This is a genomic window from Streptomyces sp. NPDC049585 (assembly GCF_040675615.1).
Classification (GTDB): Bacteria; Actinomycetota; Actinomycetes; order Streptomycetales; family Streptomycetaceae; genus Streptomyces; species Streptomyces luteosporeus.
In genome coordinates this window covers 124710-143234 of the sequence record NZ_JBFAPE010000002.1, presented here as the reverse complement: position 1 = coordinate 143234, position 18525 = coordinate 124710, and the positions used below count along the sequence as shown (strand labels likewise).

Genomic DNA, 18525 nt, shown 5'->3' with positions numbered 1-18525 from the left:
GTTGTCCGCCCGGGGACCCCTGTGGTGTGTGAGGCTGTGCGCCATGCCTGTCGTGCGGGATCTCCGCGTTCTGCTCCGGCTGCGCCCCGTCCGCCGCCTGCTGACGGTCCGGCTGCTGTCCCAGGCCGCCGACGGCGTCTACCAGGTCGCCCTCGCCGCGTACGTCGTCTTCTCCCCCGAGAAGCAGGCGTCCGCCGCGGCCATCGCCTCCGCCATGGCCGTCCTGCTCCTGCCCTACTCCCTGCTGGGCCCCTTCGCCGGAGTGCTCCTCGACCGCTGGCGCCGCCGCCAGGTGCTGCTCCACGGCAACCTGCTGCGCGGCGCGCTGGCCGCGGTGACCGCACTGCTCATCGTCGCCCACGTCCCCGACGGCCTCTTCTACGCCTCCGCGCTCTCGGTCACCGCCGTCAACCGCTTCGTCCTCGCCGGGCTCTCGGCGTCGCTCCCCCGCGTCGTGGACTCCCCCGAGGGCCTGGTCATCGCCAACTCCCTCTTCCCCACCGCGGGCACGCTCGCCGCCACGGCCGGCGGCGGCCTGGCCTTCGCCGCACGGCTCGGCACATCAGGGGGCGGCGTCTCGGACGCCGGAGTGGTGCTCCTGAGCGGTGTCCTCTATCTGGTCGCCGGGCTGAGCGCCCTGCGGCTGCCCGCCGACCTGCTCGGCCCGGACGTCCCGGCACCGGACATCCGGCTGCGGACGACGGTGGCGGCCACCGCCCGGGGGCTCGCCGAGGGGCTGCGTCACCTTGCACAACGCCCCGTCGCGGCCCGGGCGCTGGCGGCCATGACGCTCATGCGCTTCTGCTACGGGGCGCTGACGGTCACGGTGCTGGTGCTGTGCCGGCATGCCTGGGCCGGTGACGGATCGACCGGGCTGGCCCTGCTCGGCTACGCCGTCGCCGCGTCGGGGGCCGGGTTCTTCACCGCCGCCCTCGTCACGCCCTGGGCGGTGCAGCGGCTGGGGCGCCGCGGCTGGATGCTCGCCTGCGCCGGGGCGTCGGCGCTCCTGGAACCCGCGCTCGGCCTGCCCTTCGCTCCCGCTCCCATGCTGGTCGCGGCGTTCGCCCTGGGCATCACCACGCAGGGGGCCAAAATCACGACGGACACCGTGCTGCAGGCGTCCATCGACGACGCCTTCCGGGGGCGGATCTTCTCCGTGTACGACGTGCTGTTCAACGTCGCCTTCGTCGGCGCGGCAGCCGTGGCCGCCCTCATGCTGCCGCCTGACGGCCGCTCAGCCGCCCTGATCCTGGTGACGGCTTTTCTCTATGCGGCGATTACTGCCGCATTGGCGGGATTTAGCCGCCGATAAGTGTTACATCAAGGCCACAGGACCGCTCGAAAACCCTGGAATGTCATGGACACGGGGTACCTTACGCTGCACCGCCTGTCTGATTTTCAACGCTCCAGAGGACACCCGTGACCACTCCGCCGCCCAACCAGCACCCGTACGCCCCCCAGGGCGGCGGCACCCCCTACGGCCAGCAGCCGCCCGCCCCGTACGGCCAGCAGCCGGGCCCGTACCCGCAGCAGCCGGGTCCGTACCCCCAGCAGCCCGGCCCCTACGGCCAGCAGCCCCCGGCTCCCTACGGCCAGCCCGGCACCTTCCCCGGGAACCCGGTGCAGCCGCCCAAGCGCTCGAAGCTGAAGTTCATCCGCAAGGTCGTGGTCCCGATCATTGCGATCATCGTGGCCGCCTGCGGCTGGTTCTTCAGCAAGGGCGACGACACCCAGAAGCTCGCGGTCGGCGACTGCCTGCGGAACTCCGGCACCGAGAACAAGCCGGAGATCCACAAGGTGGACTGCACCGACGCCAAGGCCACCCACAAGGTGCTGAAGAAGGTCAGCGGCACCTACTCCGACTCGGTGTGCAACGGCGTCGAGGGCACCGTCGCCGCCCTGACCTGGGAAGAGCGCCGGAACAACTTCGTGCTCTGCCTGGCGGACAACAAGAAGTAAGGGAAAAGCAGCGGGGCGGTGTTTCACGTGAAACACCGCCCCGCTGACGTTTCACGTGAAACGTCGGCCCTGAACGTCAGCCCTGGTCCTGGGCCGCCCACCACTCCTTGAGGGCGGCGACCGCCGCCTCGTGGCTCATCGGCCCGTGCTCCAGGCGCAGCTCCAGCATGTGCTGGTAGGCCTTGCCGACCGCCGGACCGGGCTTGATGCCGAGGATCGTCATGATCTCGTTGCCGTCCAGGTCCGGGCGGATCGCATCCAGCTCCTCCTGCTCCTGCAGGCGGGCGATGCGCTCCTCCAGACCGTCGTAAGCGCGGGAGAGGGCGTTGGCCTTGCGCTTGTTGCGGGTCGTGCAGTCCGAGCGCGTCAGCTTGTGCAGCCGCTCCAGCAGCGGGCCGGCATCGCGCACGTACCGGCGCACGGCCGAGTCGGTCCACTCGCCGGTGCCGTAGCCGTGGAAGCGCAGGTGCAGCTCGACCAGCTTCGAGACGTCCTTGACCATCTCGTTGGAGTACTTGAGCTTGGTCAGCCGCGCCTTGGTCATCTTCGCACCCACCACCTCGTGGTGATGGAAGGAGACCCGGCCGTCCTTCTCGAAGCGGCGCGTCCTGGGCTTGCCGATGTCGTGCAGCAGTGCCGCCAGGCGCAGCACCAGGTCGGGGCCCTCGGTCTCCAGGTCGATGGCCTGCTCCAGGACGGTGAGCGTGTGCTCGTAGACGTCCTTGTGGCGGTGGTGCTCGTCGCGCTCCAGCCGCAGGGCCGGCAGCTCGGGCAGGACCCGCTTGGCCAGACCGGTGTCGACGAGCAGGGCGAGGCCCTTGCGGGGGTGGTCGGAGACGATGAGCTTGTTCAGCTCGTCCCGGATCCGCTCGGCGGAGACGATCTCCAGCCGCTCGGCCATCCCGGTCATGGCGGCCACGACCTCGGGGGCGACCTCGAAGTCGAGCTGGGCCGCGAACCGCGCGGCCCGCATCATGCGCAGCGGGTCGTCCGAGAAGGACTCCTCCGGCGTCCCCGGGGTGCGCAGCACCCGGGCCGCCAGGTCCTGCAGACCGTTGTGCGGGTCGACGAACTCCTTCTCCGGCAGCTTCACGGCCATCGCGTTGACGGTGAAGTCGCGACGGACGAGGTCCTCCTCGATGGAGTCGCCGTAGGAGACCTCGGGCTTGCGGGAGGTCCGGTCGTACGCCTCCGACCTGTATGTGGTGACCTCGATGTCGAAGTCCGACTTGCGGCACCCCACGGTCCCGAAGGCGATGCCGACCTCCCAGACGGCGTCCGCCCACGGCCGCACGATCTTCAGCACGTCCTCCGGACGGGCGTCGGTGGTGAAGTCGAGATCGTTGCCGAGCCTGCCGAGCAGCGCGTCGCGCACGGATCCGCCGACCAGGGCGAGCGTGAAGCCGGCGTCCCGGAAGCGGCGGGCGAGGTCGTCGGCCACGGGGGAGACCCGCAGGAGCTCGCTCACGGCACGGCGCTGCGCCTGGCTGAGCTCGTTGGTCGACGGCAGGGTGGGGCTGTCATGGTTGGCGTTCGGCACAACAGAAGAGGGTACGTGTCCGCGCGCGCCGCGGCCTCCTCGTTATGGGGCGGTTTCCGGCAGCTCCGGCAAAGCAGGCGCAGCCCGGACAACGGACCCGGTGGCGATCTTGTGATGCGGTCCGCGGCACTTCGCCACAGCGGGCCTCGTTACCATTCGTGGACGCACCATCCGACGACCACTGACACGACGAGGGACGGGCGAGCGCGTGGCCGAGGCGGCAGAGGTCCAGGAGGCCTTGTACGGGACACGGCCCGCTCCTGCCTTCCGGCGGTCACGCTGGGCCGTCCTGGTGCTCACCGGCCTGCTGGTGGTCCTGGGGCTGGGGCAGCTGCCCGCGGCCCGGGCGGCGGAGTCCGGCGGCACGTCCGCGGTCGACGTCTCCGTGGACTCCCTGGCCCCCGTCGCGCCCAAGCAGGACGACACGCTCGTCGTCTCGGGTCACGTCACCAACAACAGCCGCTCGACGATCACCGGCGCCCACGTGGGGCTGCGGGTGGGCCCCCAGGTCACCACGCGCAGTGACATCGACGCCATCGGCGACCAGGCCCCCTACTCGTCCTCCGACGGCTCCGAGGTCGGCGGCAACCACGCCCAGAAGCTCGACAGCCTGCCGCCGGGCACCAGCCGCGACTTCACCCTGAGCGTGCCCGCCAAGGACCTCGACCTGAGCAAGGACGGCGTCTACCAGCTGGGCGTCACGCTCTCCGGGCAGTCCGGCGGGCAGTCCTACGAGCGTGTGCTGGGCATCCAGCGCACGCTCCTGCCCTGGCAGCCCTCCGCGACCGACGGCAAGAAGACCCGGCTGACCTTCCTGTGGCCGCTGATCTCGGCGACCCACCTGACGGCCCGCACCGAGTCCGACCAGCAGCAGACGCCGGTCTTCCCCAACGACGACCTCGCGGCCGAGCTCGCGCCCGGCGGGCGCCTGCAGCAGCTCGTGGCGCTCGGCAAGAACCTGCCGGTCACCTGGGTGATCGACCCGGACCTGCTCGCCACCGTCGAGGCCATGACGAAGAGCTACCACGTCAGCGGCCGCAACGGGCAGGAGAACACCCCCGGCCACGGTCAGGCGGTGGCCAAGCAGTGGCTCAACCAGCTGCAGCAGGCCGTCGCCGACCACCAGGTGGTGGCCCTGCCCTTCGGCGACCCGGACATCGCCTCCCTGGCCCACCGGGGCAAGGACGTCTCCGGCGCCCTCAGCCACCTGCAGTCCGCCACCGAGCTGGCCTCGACCACCGTCGACACGATCCTCGGCGTGAAGCCGCGCACGGACTTCGCCTGGCCCGTCGACGGCGCTGTCGACTCCTCCATCGTGGACGTGGCCACCTCGGCCGGCGCCCACAACGTCATCGCCCGCAGCGACAGCCTCCGCGAGCCCGTCCCCTACGCCCCGACGGCGGCCCGGCAGATCGGCGGCGGCAACACCGCGATCGTGGCCGACGCCCGGCTCTCCACCGCCTTCCAGGGCGACATGATCCGGGCCGAGGACGCCTCCCTCGCCGTGCAGCGCTTCCTGGCCCAGAGCCTCGTGGTCACCAAGCAGGCCCCGGACAACGAGCGCAGCATCGTCGTCGCCCCGCAGCGCATGCCCACGGCGAGCCAGGCCCAGGCGATGGCGACCGCGCTGGGCGCTCTGGCGGACGGCCGCTGGAGCCAGTCCGCCGATCTGGGCGCCGCGGCCGCCTTCCAGCCCGACCCGGCGGCCGGCCGGCACGTTCCCGGCCCGGGGTCCTACCCGGACGCGTTGCGGGCCCAGGAGCTGCCCACCGAGGCGTTCGAGGCGATCCAGCGCACCCAGACCACCCTGGACAGCTTCAAGGTCATCCTCACCGCCCAGGACCGCGTGGTCACCCCCTTCGGCAGCGCGATCATGCGGGAGATGTCCACGTCCTGGCGCGGCGACCCGCAGGGTGCGGCCGCCTTCCGGGACGCCGTGCAGTCCTACCTCGACCAGCTCACCCGCCAGGTGCAGCTGATCAAGAAGTCCGACGCCACGCTCTCCGGCCGCAGCGCGACCATCCCCGTGACCGTGCACAACGGCCTGCTGCAGGGGGTCCGCGGGCTCAAGCTCGTCCTCACCTCCAGCCAGCCCAACCGCCTCAAGATCGACGCCTCCCAGCCCGTCGAGGTCGGCGGCGGACGGCAGCAGACGGTGAAGTTCGAGACCCGGGCCAACGCCAACGGCCCGGTGCAGGTGACGGCCCGGCTCTACGCCGAGGACGGCCAGCCGTACGGCGAACCGATCCGCTTCACTGTGCATGTCACCTCCATCACCCCTATGGTTCTGCTGGTCATCGCCGGTGGGGTGCTCCTCCTCGTCCTCGCAGGCCTGCGGATCTACCTCCAGCGACGCAAGCGGGCGGCCGCCCGTGGCACCGCCGGTGACGGTCCCGGCCAGGACGGCGGACCGGACGCGGGCGGCGAAGGGCCCGGTGGCGACCGGCCCGGCGACGGCGAGGGCGGAACCGGCGAGGACGAGCCCGAGCAGCCGGGTGATCCGGCAGCCGAAACCGGGGCGCGGAACGGTGAGCCGTCCGGCCCGGGTGAGAAAGTGGAACGTTGAGCGTGCGGTGGGGCCAGCCCGCCGCCGACGATGAGGTGGGGTAGCGATGAGCGCGCCGTACGACGGTGACCGCGGTCAGGGCACCGGCGGTGGGCAGCGGGGTCCGTACCCGCCGATCCCGCCTGCCCACATTCCGCCCGGCCAGACGCCTCCCCCCGTGATGGACCAGGGCGCCATGGGCACGACGGGCGGAACGGACCAGGGTCAGCAGGGCGGCCCGTACGCACGGGACCCGTACCTGCGGGACACCTACGCCTCGGCCCCCTACCCCCGCCAGCAGACATGGCCGCCGGCCCAGGCCCAGTACGCCCCGCCGCAGGCGCAGCAACAGCAGCCGCAGCCGCAGCCGCAGCCGTACGGTGACGCCGACGAGACCCAGATCATGGGTGTGGGCGGCTTCGACGAGCAGCCCGCCGAGGGCCGGCCCCGCGACGCCTTCGCCCACCTCTACCGCGACCAGCAGCAGCCCTACGAGCCCCAGCAGCCGGTGGGCCGCCAGGTGCCCCCGCCGGGCGCCTACGTGCCCCCGCCCGTCGCACCGCAGCCGACCGAGCCCACCACCGAACCGGAACCGGAGCAGGTGGCCGAGGCACCGGCCGCCGGCAAGGGTGGCAAGGCCGCGGGTCTGCTGAAGTCCAGCGCGATCATGGCCGCCGGCACGATGGTCTCCCGCCTCCTGGGCTTCGGCCGCAACCTGGTGATGGCCGCGGCCATCGGTGTCAGCACGCTCAACGACGACTACCAGGTCGCCAACGTCCTGCCGACGATGATCTACATCCTCGTCGCCGGTGGCGCACTGAACTCGGTGTTCATCCCGCAGCTGGTGCGCGCCATGAAGAACGACGAGGACGGCGGCGAGGCCTACGCCAACCGCCTCCTGACCCTGGTGGTCGTGCTGCTGGCCGGCGTCACCACCCTCTGTGTGCTGGGCGCTCCGCTCTTCATCCGGATGATGTCGCCGACGATCGCCGACGACCCGGCACGGATGGACGTGGCGGTCGCCTTCGCCCGCTACTGCGTGCCGACCCTGTTCTTCATGGGCGTGCACGTCGTCCTGGGGCAGATCCTCAACGCCCGGGGCCGGTTCGGCGCGATGATGTGGACCCCGGTCCTGAACAACATCATCATCATCGCCACCTTCGGCGCCTTCATCTGGGCCTTCGGTCCCTTCACCAGCACGGACGTCAGCGCCGCGACCATCACGCCGGAGGGCGTCCGCCTGATCGGCATCGGCACGCTGCTGGGTCTCGCGGTCCAGGCCCTGGCGATGTTCCCCTACCTGCGGGACGCCGGTTTCCGCATCCGGCCGCGCTTCGACTGGCGCGGCCAGGGCCTCGGCAAGGCCGCGGGCCTGGCCAAGTGGACCCTCTTCTTCGTCCTCGCCAACCAGCTGGGCATGGTCGTGGTCACCCAGCTGGCCACCAAGGCCGGCGCCCTGGCCGACAAGGCCGGGCACAAGGGCACCGGCATCACCGCCTACAACTTCGCCCTGCAGCTGTGGCAGATGCCGCAGGCCATCATCACCGTCTCGGTCATGACCGCCGTCCTGCCGCGGATCTCCCGTGCCGCCCACGACGGGGACGCCGTCGCCGTCCGCGACGATCTCTCCCACGGCCTGCGCACCTCGGCCGTCGCGATCGTGCCCTGCGCGTTCGCCTTTCTGGCGCTCGGCGTCCCGATGACGACCCTGATGTTCGGTGGCTCGGGTGTCTCCGCCGCCACCAACATCGGCTACATCCTGATGGCCTTCGGCCTCGGTCTGATCCCGTTCTCCGCGCAGTACGTCATCCTCCGCGGCTTCTACGCCTACGAGGACACGCGTACGCCGTTCTACAACACGGTGATCGTCGCCGCGGTCAACGGCGCCGCCTCCTTCGTGAGCTACCTCGTCCTGCCCGCCCGCTGGGCGGTCGCCGGCATGGCCGCCTCGTACGGTCTCGCCTACGCCGTCGGTGTGGGCGTCGCCTGGCGCAGGCTGGCAGCGCGGCTGGGCACCGACCTGGACGGCGCGCGCGTCGTGCGCACCTACGCCCGCCTCATCGGCGCCTGCGTCCCCGCCTCGCTCGTCGCCGGCGCGGCGGCCTACGGAATCGGTCAGGGCCTGGGCAACGGCGTCCTCGGATCGCTCGCGTCCCTGGTCGGTGGCGGACTGCTCCTGATCGTCGTCTTCTTCTTCACCGCGAAGCGGATGCGCGTGGAGGAGTTGAACGCCATGGTCGGTATGGTGCGCGGGCGTCTCGGTCGCTGACCGGAGCACAACCATCGCCCGCCGCCGCGTGTCGTGCATAGCGCCGGACTGTGGGCACAATTGTCTTGGCTGTGGACAGCGTGCAACGGATGGGGAGGCAGGAACGACGGTGGCGGAACGGAGCACGGCTGCCGTCGACGTGGCTGGCAACAGCGGCGACCAGCCGCTGACCGCCCAGGCGGGCCCGGCCACGGCCGACGGGGCGAAGGCCCAGAAGAAGGCCAGCACCCACCAGGACCACTCGCGCGCGGAGAGCAAAAGCCCCGCGCGCGACGCACAGCAGCCCGAGCTGCACAGCGGTCACAAGCTCGCCAGAAGGTACCGCCTGGAGGAGTGCGTCACCCGTCTGGAGGGATTCAGCAGCTGGCGTGCCGTCGACGAGAAGCTGCGCCGCGCCGTCGGGGTCCACCTCCTGCCCGCCGACCACCCCCGGGCCCGGCCCGTCCTCGCCGCCGCCCGCTCCGCCGCCCTGCTCGGCGATCCCCGCTTCGTCCAGGTCCTCGACGCGGTCGAGGAGAACGACCTCGTCTACGTGGTCCACGAGTGGCTGCCCGACGCCACCGAGCTGACTCCCGTCCTCGCCTCCGGCCCGCTCGAACCGCACGAGGCGTACCAGCTCGTCAGCCAGGTGTCCCAGGCCATGGCCGCCGCCCACCGCGAGGGGCTCGCCCACCTGCGTCTCAACCCCGGGTCCGTGCTGCGTACGGCGACCGGGCAGTACCGCATCCGCGGCCTCGCCGTCATGGCCGCCCTGCGCGGCATCACCTCCGAACACCCGCAGCGCACCGACACCGAGGCCATCGGCGCCCTGCTGTACGCGGCACTCACCCAGCGCTGGCCCTACGAGGGCAACGCCCACGGGCTGCCCGGCCTGCCCAAGGGCGTCGGCCTCATCGCCCCCGACCAGGTCCGTGCCGGCGTCCACCGCGGGCTGTCGGAGCTCGCCATGCGCGCCCTGGTCAACGACGGCGCCACCGCCTCCCGCCAGGAGCCGCCGTGCACCACGCCGGAGGAGCTGGCCAAGGCGGTCGCCGCGATGCCGCGCATCCGGCCGCCGGAGCCCGACTTCACGACCCCGCCCCCCTACCCCCGCCCCCACGCCGCGGCGCGCGGCGCCGCACCGGCCCCGCCGGTGCCCGTGCCTCCGCCTCCGCTGGAGGGCCGCACGGGACGGGCCCTGAAGTGGACGGTGTCGGCCCTGCTCATCGCCGCCCTCGGACTGGGCAGTTGGCAGCTGGCGGACACCCTGCTCAAGGACGGCGAAGAGGACACCCCGCGCTCACAGTCGTCGGGCGACGACAACCCGCAGAAGACACCGAGGCCCCTCCAGATCCAGGGAGCCAAGGAGTACGCACCGGACGGGCTGCCGCAGCAGAGCGACCATGTGCGGGAGACATACGACAACGACCCGGGCACGTACTGGCGCACCAGGACCTTCAACGACGGGCCGAAGCTCGCTCCGTTCAAGGAAGGCGTCGGCATCGTCTACGACCTGGGCGACAACCAGGACCTCAACGGCGCGACGGTCCAGTTCCGCTATGGCGGGAACCACACGAAACTCTCCCTCTACGCGGTCGACTCCCTGAGCCCTTCCAAGAAGCCGCGCGCCATGAAACCGGTGGCCACGGGACAGACGTCGGAGAAGACGGTGACGGTCTCGCTCAAGGAACCCGTCAAGACCCGGTACGTCCTGGTCTGGGTAACGGACGTGCCCCTGGCTCCACGCGATGATGAGACCTTTACCGATCCCGGCTACAAACAGGCCATCACCGAAGTGCGATTCACCGGCTGACCGTCAGGTCGTGTCGGTCAGGGGGAGGGCTCGACGGTGGACGACGTCGCTCGTGACGGCGCAAGCGATGCCGAGCTCCTGGCCCTGCACGTCGATGGGGACCCCGACGCCTTCGCCGAAGCCGACCAGTCGTCAACGGGGGAGCTGGTCGGCCAGTAGCTGGTTATACACACGGCCAGCTCTCCCTCTACTGTCGGACCGTTTATTTCGAACTGCGTGCGACCCGCTTGGCCTCAGCAGACCGACACCAGCAGGCCAATCATCTACCCCGCCCCTTTTACCCAGATCCATTCCTGGCCTGGCGCCGTCACAGAGAGAGACCACTGCTGGGCAGGCGCTCCATTAGCATAGCTTGAATTGCTAATTTCTAGAACTTTCCGGCTGTTCAAGTTCTCTATGGCCCACTTTCCATTGCTCATCTGAACCCCTCGCCACCAATGACCAGCCAGACGCTCGTTACAGTCCCACTGCTGAGCTCGGGCACCGTTGTCTGTGCTGGAGTTTTCAAACTCCAAACACTTTCCACTGTTCCGGTTCACTATCATGAAATATTCCACCCCCTCCGTACCTTCCGCCTCAAATTCCAGAGTCCATCGAGCCCCCGGCTGCCCATTACAACTCCACTGCTGGACCCTCGCGCCGTTATCGGTACTGGAATTCTCCACTTCCAAACATCTACTACTTCCTCCATTCACCAGCAGAGCCTTATAGTTGGCCGCCTGACTTGCGGGCGAGTTCAGCAAAATCGCCGAAACCCCAATAGCCGCTACTGTCACGCTTTTACGCCCCGGCCTCAAGGTGGCCCCCATTCCCCAAAGTGCGCAACATAAACATCAAAGCCGACTGCCCCATGTTATGAGCACTCACTGGAGCCACCAGATCACTTTCAGCCAAAGCTGGTCCAGTTTATGCCTTAAAAAGTGATCCCCATCTTGGGTAAGTAGCCGCCTTAACACGACTGCCGAAAATCTCATAGATTAGTCCCATCATGGATGCTGGGCAGCGTTAGGGGCTGGGTGAGTGGCATCGCAAGACGGTGAACTGCGCCAGCGGGATCCGGCGGATAGTACGGATGCCGAGCTCCTGGCCCTGCACGTCGGTGGGGACCCCGATGCCTTCGCCGAGATCGTGCGCCGGCACCGCGACCGGCTCTGGGCCATCGCGCTGCGCACCCTCGGGGACAGGGAAGAGGCCGCCGACGCCGTGCAGGACGCCCTGGTCTCCGCCTACCGGGCCGCCCACACCTTCCGGGGCCAGTCCGCGGTGACGACCTGGCTCCACCGGATCACGGTCAACGCCTGCCTGGACCGCGCCCGCAAGGCCGCCTCCCGGCGCACCGCGCCGCTCGCCGAGACCGAGCGCCTGGAGCAGCTCCTCGAACCGCACGAGTCGGCCGCCGCGCCGGCCGAGCGCGGGGATCTGCATCGTGAACTGATCCGTGCCCTGGCGAAGCTGCCACCGGACCAGCGGGCCGCCTTGGTCCTCGTCGACATGCAGGGGTATCCCGTGGCGGAGGCGGCCGCCGTCCTGGGGGTGCCACCCGGCACCGTGAAGAGCAGATGCGCCCGGGGCCGGGCACGGCTGTTGCCGATGCTCACCCATCTGCGCCACGACGGCATGGGTAGCGCCTCCGCCGGGAGGGAAAGGAACCGGTCGCAGGGCGCATCCGTCCCACCACCGGCGGGGCAGAACGACTCGGATCCAGTGAAGGGCGGAGGTGGGCGAGCGTGACCAGGACCGGCACGGATGGGCACCCGGAGGTCGCGGAGATCTCCGCGCTCACCGAGGGCATCCTCTCCCCGTCCCGTACGGCGGACGTCCGGGAGCACCTGGCCGACTGCGCCGTCTGCGAGGACGTCCACAGCTCCCTGACGGAGATCAAGGACCTGCTGGGCACGCTGCCCGGCCCGGCCCGGATGCCGGTGGATGTCGCCGAGCGGATCGACGCGGCGCTGGCCGCCGAGGCCCTGCTCGATGCCACCGTCCCCGGGGCCGACTCCGTTGTTTCACGTGAAACGGCGGAGGGGGAGCAGAACGAGGGGCAGAGCTCCTCCGTCCGTGTTGCACACGAGCATGTTTCACGTGAAACGGCTGAGCACCGTTCCCGTCCGCGCCCCCGCGCCGTCACCGGACCGGGTCGCCAGGCACCCGCCGCCTCCGGCCCCGGCACGCGGCGCCCCCGGCGCTGGTCCCGGGCTCTGCTGGGGGCGGCCTGTGCCGCAGCCGTGATCGGTGTGGGCACCTTCTTCCTGCAGTCCGGACAGGACGCCGATCAGCACGCCGACGGACCGGCAGCCGGCAGCAGCCAGGCCACCCTGTCCCCCCTCGCCGCGGACGACCTCTCCGCCAGGGTGGCGAGCCTGCTCCACCAGTCCTTCAAGGCGCCGGACGGCCAGAGTGCCGGAGCACAGGGGATCAGCCCAATCAGTCCCCGCACCTCCACCGACGGCACACCGACCACATCGGCGACCGTGGAACCGCCGTGCGTCCGCCAGGGCATCGGCCGCTCCGAGCCGGCGCTCGCCGCCCACCGGGAGACGTACGACGGGCAGGACGCGTACCTGGTGGTGCTGCCCCACCCGGGCGACGCGCAGCTCGTCGATGCCTATGTGGTGGCGTCCTCGTGCGAGACCGCATCCGCCCCGGCGCCCGGGAAGGTGCTGAGGCAGCTGACCCTGCCGCGCAGCTGAGGGTGGCGCGCCGCGCTGTCGTCCACGCCGGGAATGCTCGCCCCGTAGGATCCGTTGGGTGGGGTGAGACCCAGCAAGGACCCATACAGCTGTCGGCAGACAAGGAAGACACCCGTGAGCGACGTCCGCAACGTGATCATCATTGGCTCCGGGCCTGCGGGCTACACGGCCGCGCTCTACACCGCCCGCGCCTCCCTGAAGCCTCTGGTCTTCGAGGGCGCCGTCACCGCTGGTGGTGCGCTGATGAACACCACCGACGTGGAGAACTTCCCGGGATTCCGTGAGGGGATCATGGGCCCGGACCTCATGGACAACATGCGGGCCCAGGCCGAGCGCTTCGGCGCCGAGCTGATCCCGGACGATGTCGTCGCCGTCGACCTCAGCGACGAGATCAAGACCGTGACGGACTCGGCGGGCACCGTCCACCGCGCCAAGGCCGTGATCGTGACGACCGGCTCCCAGCACCGCAAGCTGGGCCTGCCCCGCGAGGACGAGCTCTCCGGCCGCGGTGTCTCCTGGTGTGCCACGTGCGACGGCTTCTTCTTCAAGGACCAGGACATCGTCGTCGTCGGCGGTGGCGACACCGCGATGGAGGAGGCCACCTTCCTCTCGCGCTTCGCCAAGTCGGTCACCATCGTCCACCGCCGGGACACCCTGCGGGCGAGCAAGGCGATGCAGGAGCGCGCCTTCGCCGACCCGAAGATCCGCTTCATCTGGGACAGCGAGGTCGCCGAGATCCACGGCGAGAGCAAGCTGTCCGGGCTGACGCTGCGCAACCTCAAGACCGGTGAGACCTCCGAGCTGCCGGTGACGGGCCTGTTCATCGCCATCGGCCACGACCCGCGCACCGAGCTGTTCAAGGGCCAGCTGGAGCTGGACGACGAGGGCTACCTCAAGGTGGAAGCCCCCTCGACCCGCACCAACCTCACGGGTGTGTTCGCCGCGGGTGACGTGGTCGACCACACCTACCGCCAGGCGATCACCGCCGCCGGCACCGGGTGCTCCGCGGCACTCGACGCCGAGCGTTTCCTCGCTTCCCTCACGGACAGCGAGAAGGTCCGGGAGCCCGAGAAGACCCCCTGATCCACCCCACCCCCCACCCCACGCAGAAAGACCCGAGGAGACCTCAGTGGCTCTCAAGAACGTGACCGACGCTTCCTTCGACGAGGACGTCCTCAAGAGCGACAAGCCCGTCCTGGTGGACTTCTGGGCCGCGTGGTGCGGTCCGTGCCGCCAGATCGCCCCGTCGCTGGAGGCTATCGCCGCCGAGTACGGCGAGAAGATCGAGATCGTCAAGCTGAACATCGACGAGAACCCGTCGACCGCCGCCAAGTACGGTGTCATGTCGATCCCGACCCTGAACGTCTACAAGGGCGGCGAGGTCGTGCAGACCATCGTGGGCGCCAAGCCGAAGGCGGCGCTGGAGCGCGAGCTCTCCGACTTCATCCACGCGTAAGCATCCACGCGTAAGCCACGCGCTGTTTCACGTGAAACGGGACTGCCCCCCTGAGGGGGCAGTCCCGTTCTCGCATTACAGGGGCCGCAGTGCGGGTTCCTTCTGTACCGCGCCCAGCAGCCGGTCCAGGGCCAGCTCGACGTCCTCCCGCCACGACAGCGCCGTACGCAGCTCCAGCCGAAGCCGGGGATAGCGCAGGTGCGGCCGTACGGTCTTGAAGCCCACCGCCAGTAGGTGGTCGGCGGGAAGGACACAGGCCGGGTCCTTCCACTGGGCATCACCGAACGCCTCGATCGCCTTGAAGCCACGCCTGAGCACATCCTTGGCGACCGTCTGCACCATGACCCGGCCCAGACCCTGGCCCTGGTAGGCGGGCATCAGCCAGGCGGTCATCAGCTGCACCGCGTCCGCGGCGACGGGGCTGGTGGGAAAGGCGGTCGAGCGCGGCACATAGGCCGGGGGAGCGTAGAGCACAAAGCCCACCGGCACGTCGTCCACATAGACCACCCGGCCGCAGGAACCCCACTCCAGGAGCACGGCGGAGATCCAGGCTTCCTTCTCCAGCTCGGGTCGACCGGCTCTCAGCGCGGCTTCGCCGCTGACGGGGTCCAACTCCCAGAAGACGCAGGCGCGGCAGCGCTTGGGCAGGTCCGGGAGGTTGTCCAGCGTGAGCGGTACGAGCCGACGCCCCATGCAGCCAGTTCCTCACTTCCGTCGTCTGCCACGCCCCGGGCGGCGCTCAGTGCGCTGCGTTCCCTCAGGAAACTGCCGACGAAACCGCCGACTGCCCCCAGGCCCAAGCCTGCTGCCACCAGCCCGGTCCGGCTCACCGATCGCATGGCCCCGCCCCTCCGTGAACCGTGTCCAACGTGGATGTGCCATACCTCAACGCATCGTATCCGCGACCCGATTGAGCGGACAGCGCGACAAGGCAAAGGGCGGGTGTGTTGCACGCAAACGTTCCACGTGAAACACACCCGCCCATCAACGAGCGTCAGCCAGGGCGCTCCTACTCGGCGGCCTCGCCCTCGCCGGTGGAAAGCCGCTGCTCCAGGACGCGGCCCTCGCCGGGCGCGAGCGTTCCCAGGATGCGCTCCAGGTCCTCCATCGAGGCGAACTCGACCACGATCTTGCCCTTCTTCTGACCCAGGTCGACCTTCACCCTGGTCTCGAAGCGGTCCGACAGCCGGGAGGCGAGATCGGTCAGTGCCGGCGACACCCGGCCGCCGGCCCGGGGCCCCTTGGCCCGCGCGTTCTTGGGCCGGGACCCCATCAGGGTCACGATCTCCTCCACCGACCGCACGGACAGCCCTTCGGCGACGATGCGCCGGGCCAGGTCGTCCTGCGCCTCGGGGTCGTCGAGCGAGAGCAGCGCCCGGGCATGGCCGGCGGACAGCACGCCCGCGGCCACCCGCTTCTGCACGGCCGGTGAGAGCTTCAGCAAGCGCAGGGTGTTGGACACCTGAGGGCGGGAACGCCCGATGCGGTCCGCGAGCTCGTCATGCGTGCAGTTGAAGTCCTTGAGCAGCTGGTCGTAGGCGGCCGCCTCTTCCAGCGGGTTCAGCTGGGCCCGGTGGAGGTTCTCCAGCAGCGCGTCCAGCAGCAGCTTCTCGTCCTCGGTGGCCCGGACGATGGCGGGGATCCGCTCCAGGCCGGCCTCACGGCAGGCCCGCCAGCGGCGCTCCCCCATGATGAGCTCGTAGTGCCCCGGACCCAGCTGACGGACGACCACGGGCTGGAGCAGGCCGACCTCGCGGATCGATGCGATCAGCTCGGCCAGGGCGTCCGGGTCGAAGACCTCGCGCGGCTGGCGCGGGTTGGGCGTGATGGAGTCCAGCGGCAGCTCGGCGAAGTGGGCACCGGCCGGGCTCGCGCCATCCGTTTCACGTGAAACGGCGTGCGCATCGGCGTCGTGGCCCCCCGGCTCGCGCAGAGTGTCCTGGGAAGGGGCGTCCTCCACTGCAAGCGTGGCAACCTTCGCCGCGGCAACCCCCCGCTCGGGAGTCAGCACCGGCACCGCGGTCGGGGACGTGGCCCCGGCCCCCACGATCGGTCCCCCCGTCTCCCCTCCCTTCGGCGCCGGCGGGATCAGCGCACCAAGCCCCCGGCCCAGTCCTCTACGTCGCTCACTCACTGAAGCCCCTCCGACATGCTGTGCTGTTCGTGCTGTTGCTGGCGGCCCACCATGTGGGCCCTGCTGCCGTCGTAGTGCACCCCGACCCCCCGCAGTGCAATCTCCCGGGCAGCCTCCAGGTAGGACAGCGCACCGCTCGAGCTCGGGTCGTAGGTCAGAACCGTCTGCCCATAGCTGGGCGCCTCGGAGATGCGCACCGAACGCGGAATGCTGGTGCGCAGGACCTCGTGTCCGAAGTGGCTGCGCACCTCCTCGGCCACCTGGGAAGCGAGCCTCGTCCGGCCGTCGTACATCGTCAGCAGGATCGTGGAGACATGGAGCTTGGGGTTCAGGTGCCCCCGTACCAGCTCGACATTGCGCAGCAGCTGCCCCAGGCCCTCCAGTGCGTAGTACTCGCACTGAATGGGGATCAGCACCTCCGCGCCGGCCACCAGGGCGTTCACGGTGAGCAGGCCGAGCGAGGGCGGACAGTCGATGAGGATGTAGTCCAGCGGCTGCTCGTACGCCTTGATGGCCCGGTCCAGCCGGCTCTCCCGTGCCACGAGCGAGACCAGCTCGATCTCCGCGCCGGCCAGGTCGATCGTGGCGGGGGCACAGAAGAGCCCCTCCACGTCGCGCACGGGCTGCACCACGTCGGACAGCTGCTTGCTGTCCACGAGGACGTCATAGATCGACGGCACCTCGGCATGGTGGTCGATGCCCAGTGCGGTCGAGGCATTGCCCTGCGGGTCGAGGTCGATGACCAGCACCCGGTTGCCGTGCAGCGCCAGGGAGGCGGCCAGGTTCACCGTGGTCGTGGTCTTACCGACCCCGCCCTTCTGGTTGGCGACGACCATCACCCGGGTGCGCTCGGGCCGGGGCATGGGGGGCGGCGGCGTTTCACGTGAAACGAGCTCGCCCATGGGCGGAACTCCATGAGCGGCCGTCGATGGGGAGTCGGAGGGGCGGGGACCGGGGACCGGGTCGGTCATCGGTCCCCCAAGATTGGCGTCGGACCGCAAGGATTCACTCTCCTCGACTTCAGGCTCGCGATGCACAGAGCCTGCCATGCTTTCGGGGTCATGAACCAGCGAGGCCCGTTCTCCTGTGGATGAATCCCCCGGGCCTGTGGATGAATCGTCGTTCCCACGGCCCACAGCCTCGACCGCCTGGCGGTCACGCGTTGCCGCGGCGGCACGACCTCGACCGATGATTCCCTGCAGCAGCGAGCGATGTTTCACGTGAAACACGATGCATGGCACACCTCGCTACAGCGGAGCGACACTCCGTGACGAGTCGTCTTGCCAGCTTGTATGGAGCATTCGCCGCCCCGTAGGGCGGCGTGCACCGGAAATCAGCGGTACGAAGCTCAGCGGCGGCGACGCGCCCGGGTGGAGCGGGCGGCCTTCGCCCTCTTGGCGGCGAAGCGCACACCACCGGGGCTCTCGCCGACCTCGACCCGCACCAGGGTGGACAGAGGGTCGACGACGCCCTCGCCGACGTGCAGCACCGAGGTCCGTACGACCCCCAGCTTGCTGAGCGCGGCCCGCGCGGCCTTCAGCTCCTCCTCGGCCGTGTCGCCCTTGAGGGCCAGCATCTCGCCGTACGGCCGCAGCAGCGGGACGCCCCAGCCCGCCAGCCGGTCCAGCGGCGCCACGGCACGGGCGGTGACCACATGCACGGGGTCGATCTTGCCGAGCATCTCCTCCGCCCGGCCGCGGACCACGGTCACATGGTCCAGGCCCAGCAGCTCGACGACCTCCTGCAGGAACGTCGTCCGCCGCAGCAGCGGCTCCAGCAGGGTGATCTGCAGGTCGGGACGGACGAGGGCCAGCGGGATGCCGGGCAGCCCGGCTCCGGAGCCCACATCGCACACGGACACGCCGTCCGCCACGGCCTCGGCGAGGACCGCGCAGTTCAGCAGGTGCCGCTCCCACAGCCGGGGCACCTCACGGGGACCGATCAGGCCCCGCTTGACGCCCGCGTCCGCGAGCAGCTCCGCGTAACGGACGGCCTCCGGAAAGCGGTCACCGAAAACCGCCCGCGCCGCCTCGGGCGCCGGGGGGAGCTCCGCTGCCTCTTCCACGGGGACCGTCCTTCCGTACAACATCGTTCGTCTGGGGATACGGGCTGGGATTCAGGCCGGCCCCGCCTGCCGGGC

At 70.1% G+C, this 18525-nt stretch carries 16 protein-coding genes; 10 read left to right on the top strand and 6 right to left on the bottom strand.

Annotation, left to right across the window (positions count from 1 at the left end):
* The first annotated feature begins 43 nt into the window (after positions 1-43).
* The gene (locus tag AB0K17_RS03055; protein WP_365981908.1) at positions 44-1312 is read left to right on the top strand and encodes an MFS transporter; all 1269 of its coding nucleotides are present in this window, start codon (positions 44-46) and stop codon (positions 1310-1312) included.
* A 107-nt stretch (positions 1313-1419) separates the two neighbouring features.
* Positions 1420-1959, top strand: a complete 540-nt coding sequence (locus AB0K17_RS03050; RefSeq protein WP_365981907.1) for a hypothetical protein — start codon at positions 1420-1422, stop codon at positions 1957-1959.
* 76 nt (positions 1960-2035) lie between these two features.
* On the opposite strand, the gene AB0K17_RS03045 is transcribed toward AB0K17_RS03050, so the two are convergent.
* On the bottom strand, positions 2036-3499 hold the full coding sequence (locus AB0K17_RS03045) for a CCA tRNA nucleotidyltransferase (protein WP_365981906.1): 1464 nt from the start codon (positions 3497-3499) through the stop codon (positions 2036-2038).
* A gap of 208 nt (positions 3500-3707) precedes the next feature.
* On the opposite strand from AB0K17_RS03045, the gene AB0K17_RS03040 reads away from it, so the two are divergent.
* From AB0K17_RS03040 to AB0K17_RS03025, 4 genes are all read left to right on the top strand, one after another.
* On the top strand, positions 3708-6065 hold the full coding sequence (locus AB0K17_RS03040; protein WP_365981905.1) for a DUF6049 family protein: 2358 nt from the start codon (positions 3708-3710) through the stop codon (positions 6063-6065).
* Between the two features lie 46 nt (positions 6066-6111).
* Positions 6112-8313 (top strand): murein biosynthesis integral membrane protein MurJ, encoded by a 2202-nt coding sequence (gene murJ, locus AB0K17_RS03035; RefSeq protein WP_365981904.1) that lies wholly within the window; start codon positions 6112-6114, stop codon positions 8311-8313.
* A 109-nt stretch (positions 8314-8422) separates the two neighbouring features.
* Positions 8423-10105 (top strand): protein kinase family protein, encoded by a 1683-nt coding sequence (locus AB0K17_RS03030; RefSeq protein ID WP_365981903.1) that lies wholly within the window; start codon positions 8423-8425, stop codon positions 10103-10105.
* Positions 10106-10141: 36 nt separating this feature from the next.
* A complete protein-coding gene (locus AB0K17_RS03025) occupies positions 10142-10264 on the top strand; it encodes a hypothetical protein (RefSeq protein ID WP_365981902.1) in 123 nt (40 codons plus the stop codon).
* Positions 10265-10368: 104 nt separating this feature from the next.
* On the opposite strand, the gene AB0K17_RS03020 is transcribed toward AB0K17_RS03025, so the two are convergent.
* The gene (locus AB0K17_RS03020; protein ID WP_365981901.1) at positions 10369-10914 is read right to left on the bottom strand and encodes an RICIN domain-containing protein; all 546 of its coding nucleotides are present in this window, start codon (positions 10912-10914) and stop codon (positions 10369-10371) included.
* Positions 10915-11125: 211 nt separating this feature from the next.
* Between AB0K17_RS03020 and sigM the strand changes: the two genes are divergently transcribed.
* From sigM to trxA, 4 genes are all read left to right on the top strand, one after another.
* Complete coding sequence (gene sigM / locus AB0K17_RS03015; RefSeq protein ID WP_365981900.1) at positions 11126-11836, top strand: RNA polymerase sigma factor SigM; 711 nt, start codon at positions 11126-11128, stop codon at positions 11834-11836.
* Entirely contained in the window at positions 11833-12795 is a 963-nt protein-coding gene (locus AB0K17_RS03010; protein WP_365981898.1) for a hypothetical protein, read from the top strand. The genes sigM and AB0K17_RS03010 overlap by 4 nt, the downstream gene beginning before the upstream one ends.
* 114 nt (positions 12796-12909) lie before the next feature.
* A complete protein-coding gene (gene trxB / locus AB0K17_RS03005; protein WP_344433012.1) occupies positions 12910-13878 on the top strand; it encodes a thioredoxin-disulfide reductase in 969 nt (322 codons plus the stop codon).
* A gap of 46 nt (positions 13879-13924) precedes the next feature.
* Positions 13925-14251, top strand: a complete 327-nt coding sequence (gene trxA / locus AB0K17_RS03000) for a thioredoxin (protein ID WP_365964979.1) — start codon at positions 13925-13927, stop codon at positions 14249-14251.
* A 75-nt stretch (positions 14252-14326) separates the two neighbouring features.
* On the opposite strand, the gene AB0K17_RS02995 is transcribed toward trxA, so the two are convergent.
* The 4 genes from AB0K17_RS02995 to rsmG all read right to left on the bottom strand — a co-directional run bounded on the left by AB0K17_RS02995 (position 14327) and on the right by rsmG (position 18474).
* A complete protein-coding gene (locus tag AB0K17_RS02995; protein WP_344433010.1) occupies positions 14327-14944 on the bottom strand; it encodes a GNAT family N-acetyltransferase in 618 nt (205 codons plus the stop codon).
* A gap of 316 nt (positions 14945-15260) precedes the next feature.
* The gene (locus AB0K17_RS02990; protein WP_365981897.1) at positions 15261-16385 is read right to left on the bottom strand and encodes a ParB/RepB/Spo0J family partition protein; all 1125 of its coding nucleotides are present in this window, start codon (positions 16383-16385) and stop codon (positions 15261-15263) included.
* Entirely contained in the window at positions 16382-17434 is a 1053-nt protein-coding gene (locus AB0K17_RS02985) for a ParA family protein (RefSeq protein WP_365964977.1), read from the bottom strand. The genes AB0K17_RS02990 and AB0K17_RS02985 overlap by 4 nt, the downstream gene beginning before the upstream one ends.
* Before the next feature lie 299 nt (positions 17435-17733).
* Positions 17734-18474: a 16S rRNA (guanine(527)-N(7))-methyltransferase RsmG gene (gene rsmG / locus AB0K17_RS02980; RefSeq protein ID WP_365964975.1), complete on the bottom strand. Its 741-nt coding sequence runs from the start codon at positions 18472-18474 to the stop codon at positions 17734-17736.
* Between the last annotated feature and the right edge of the window lie 51 nt (positions 18475-18525).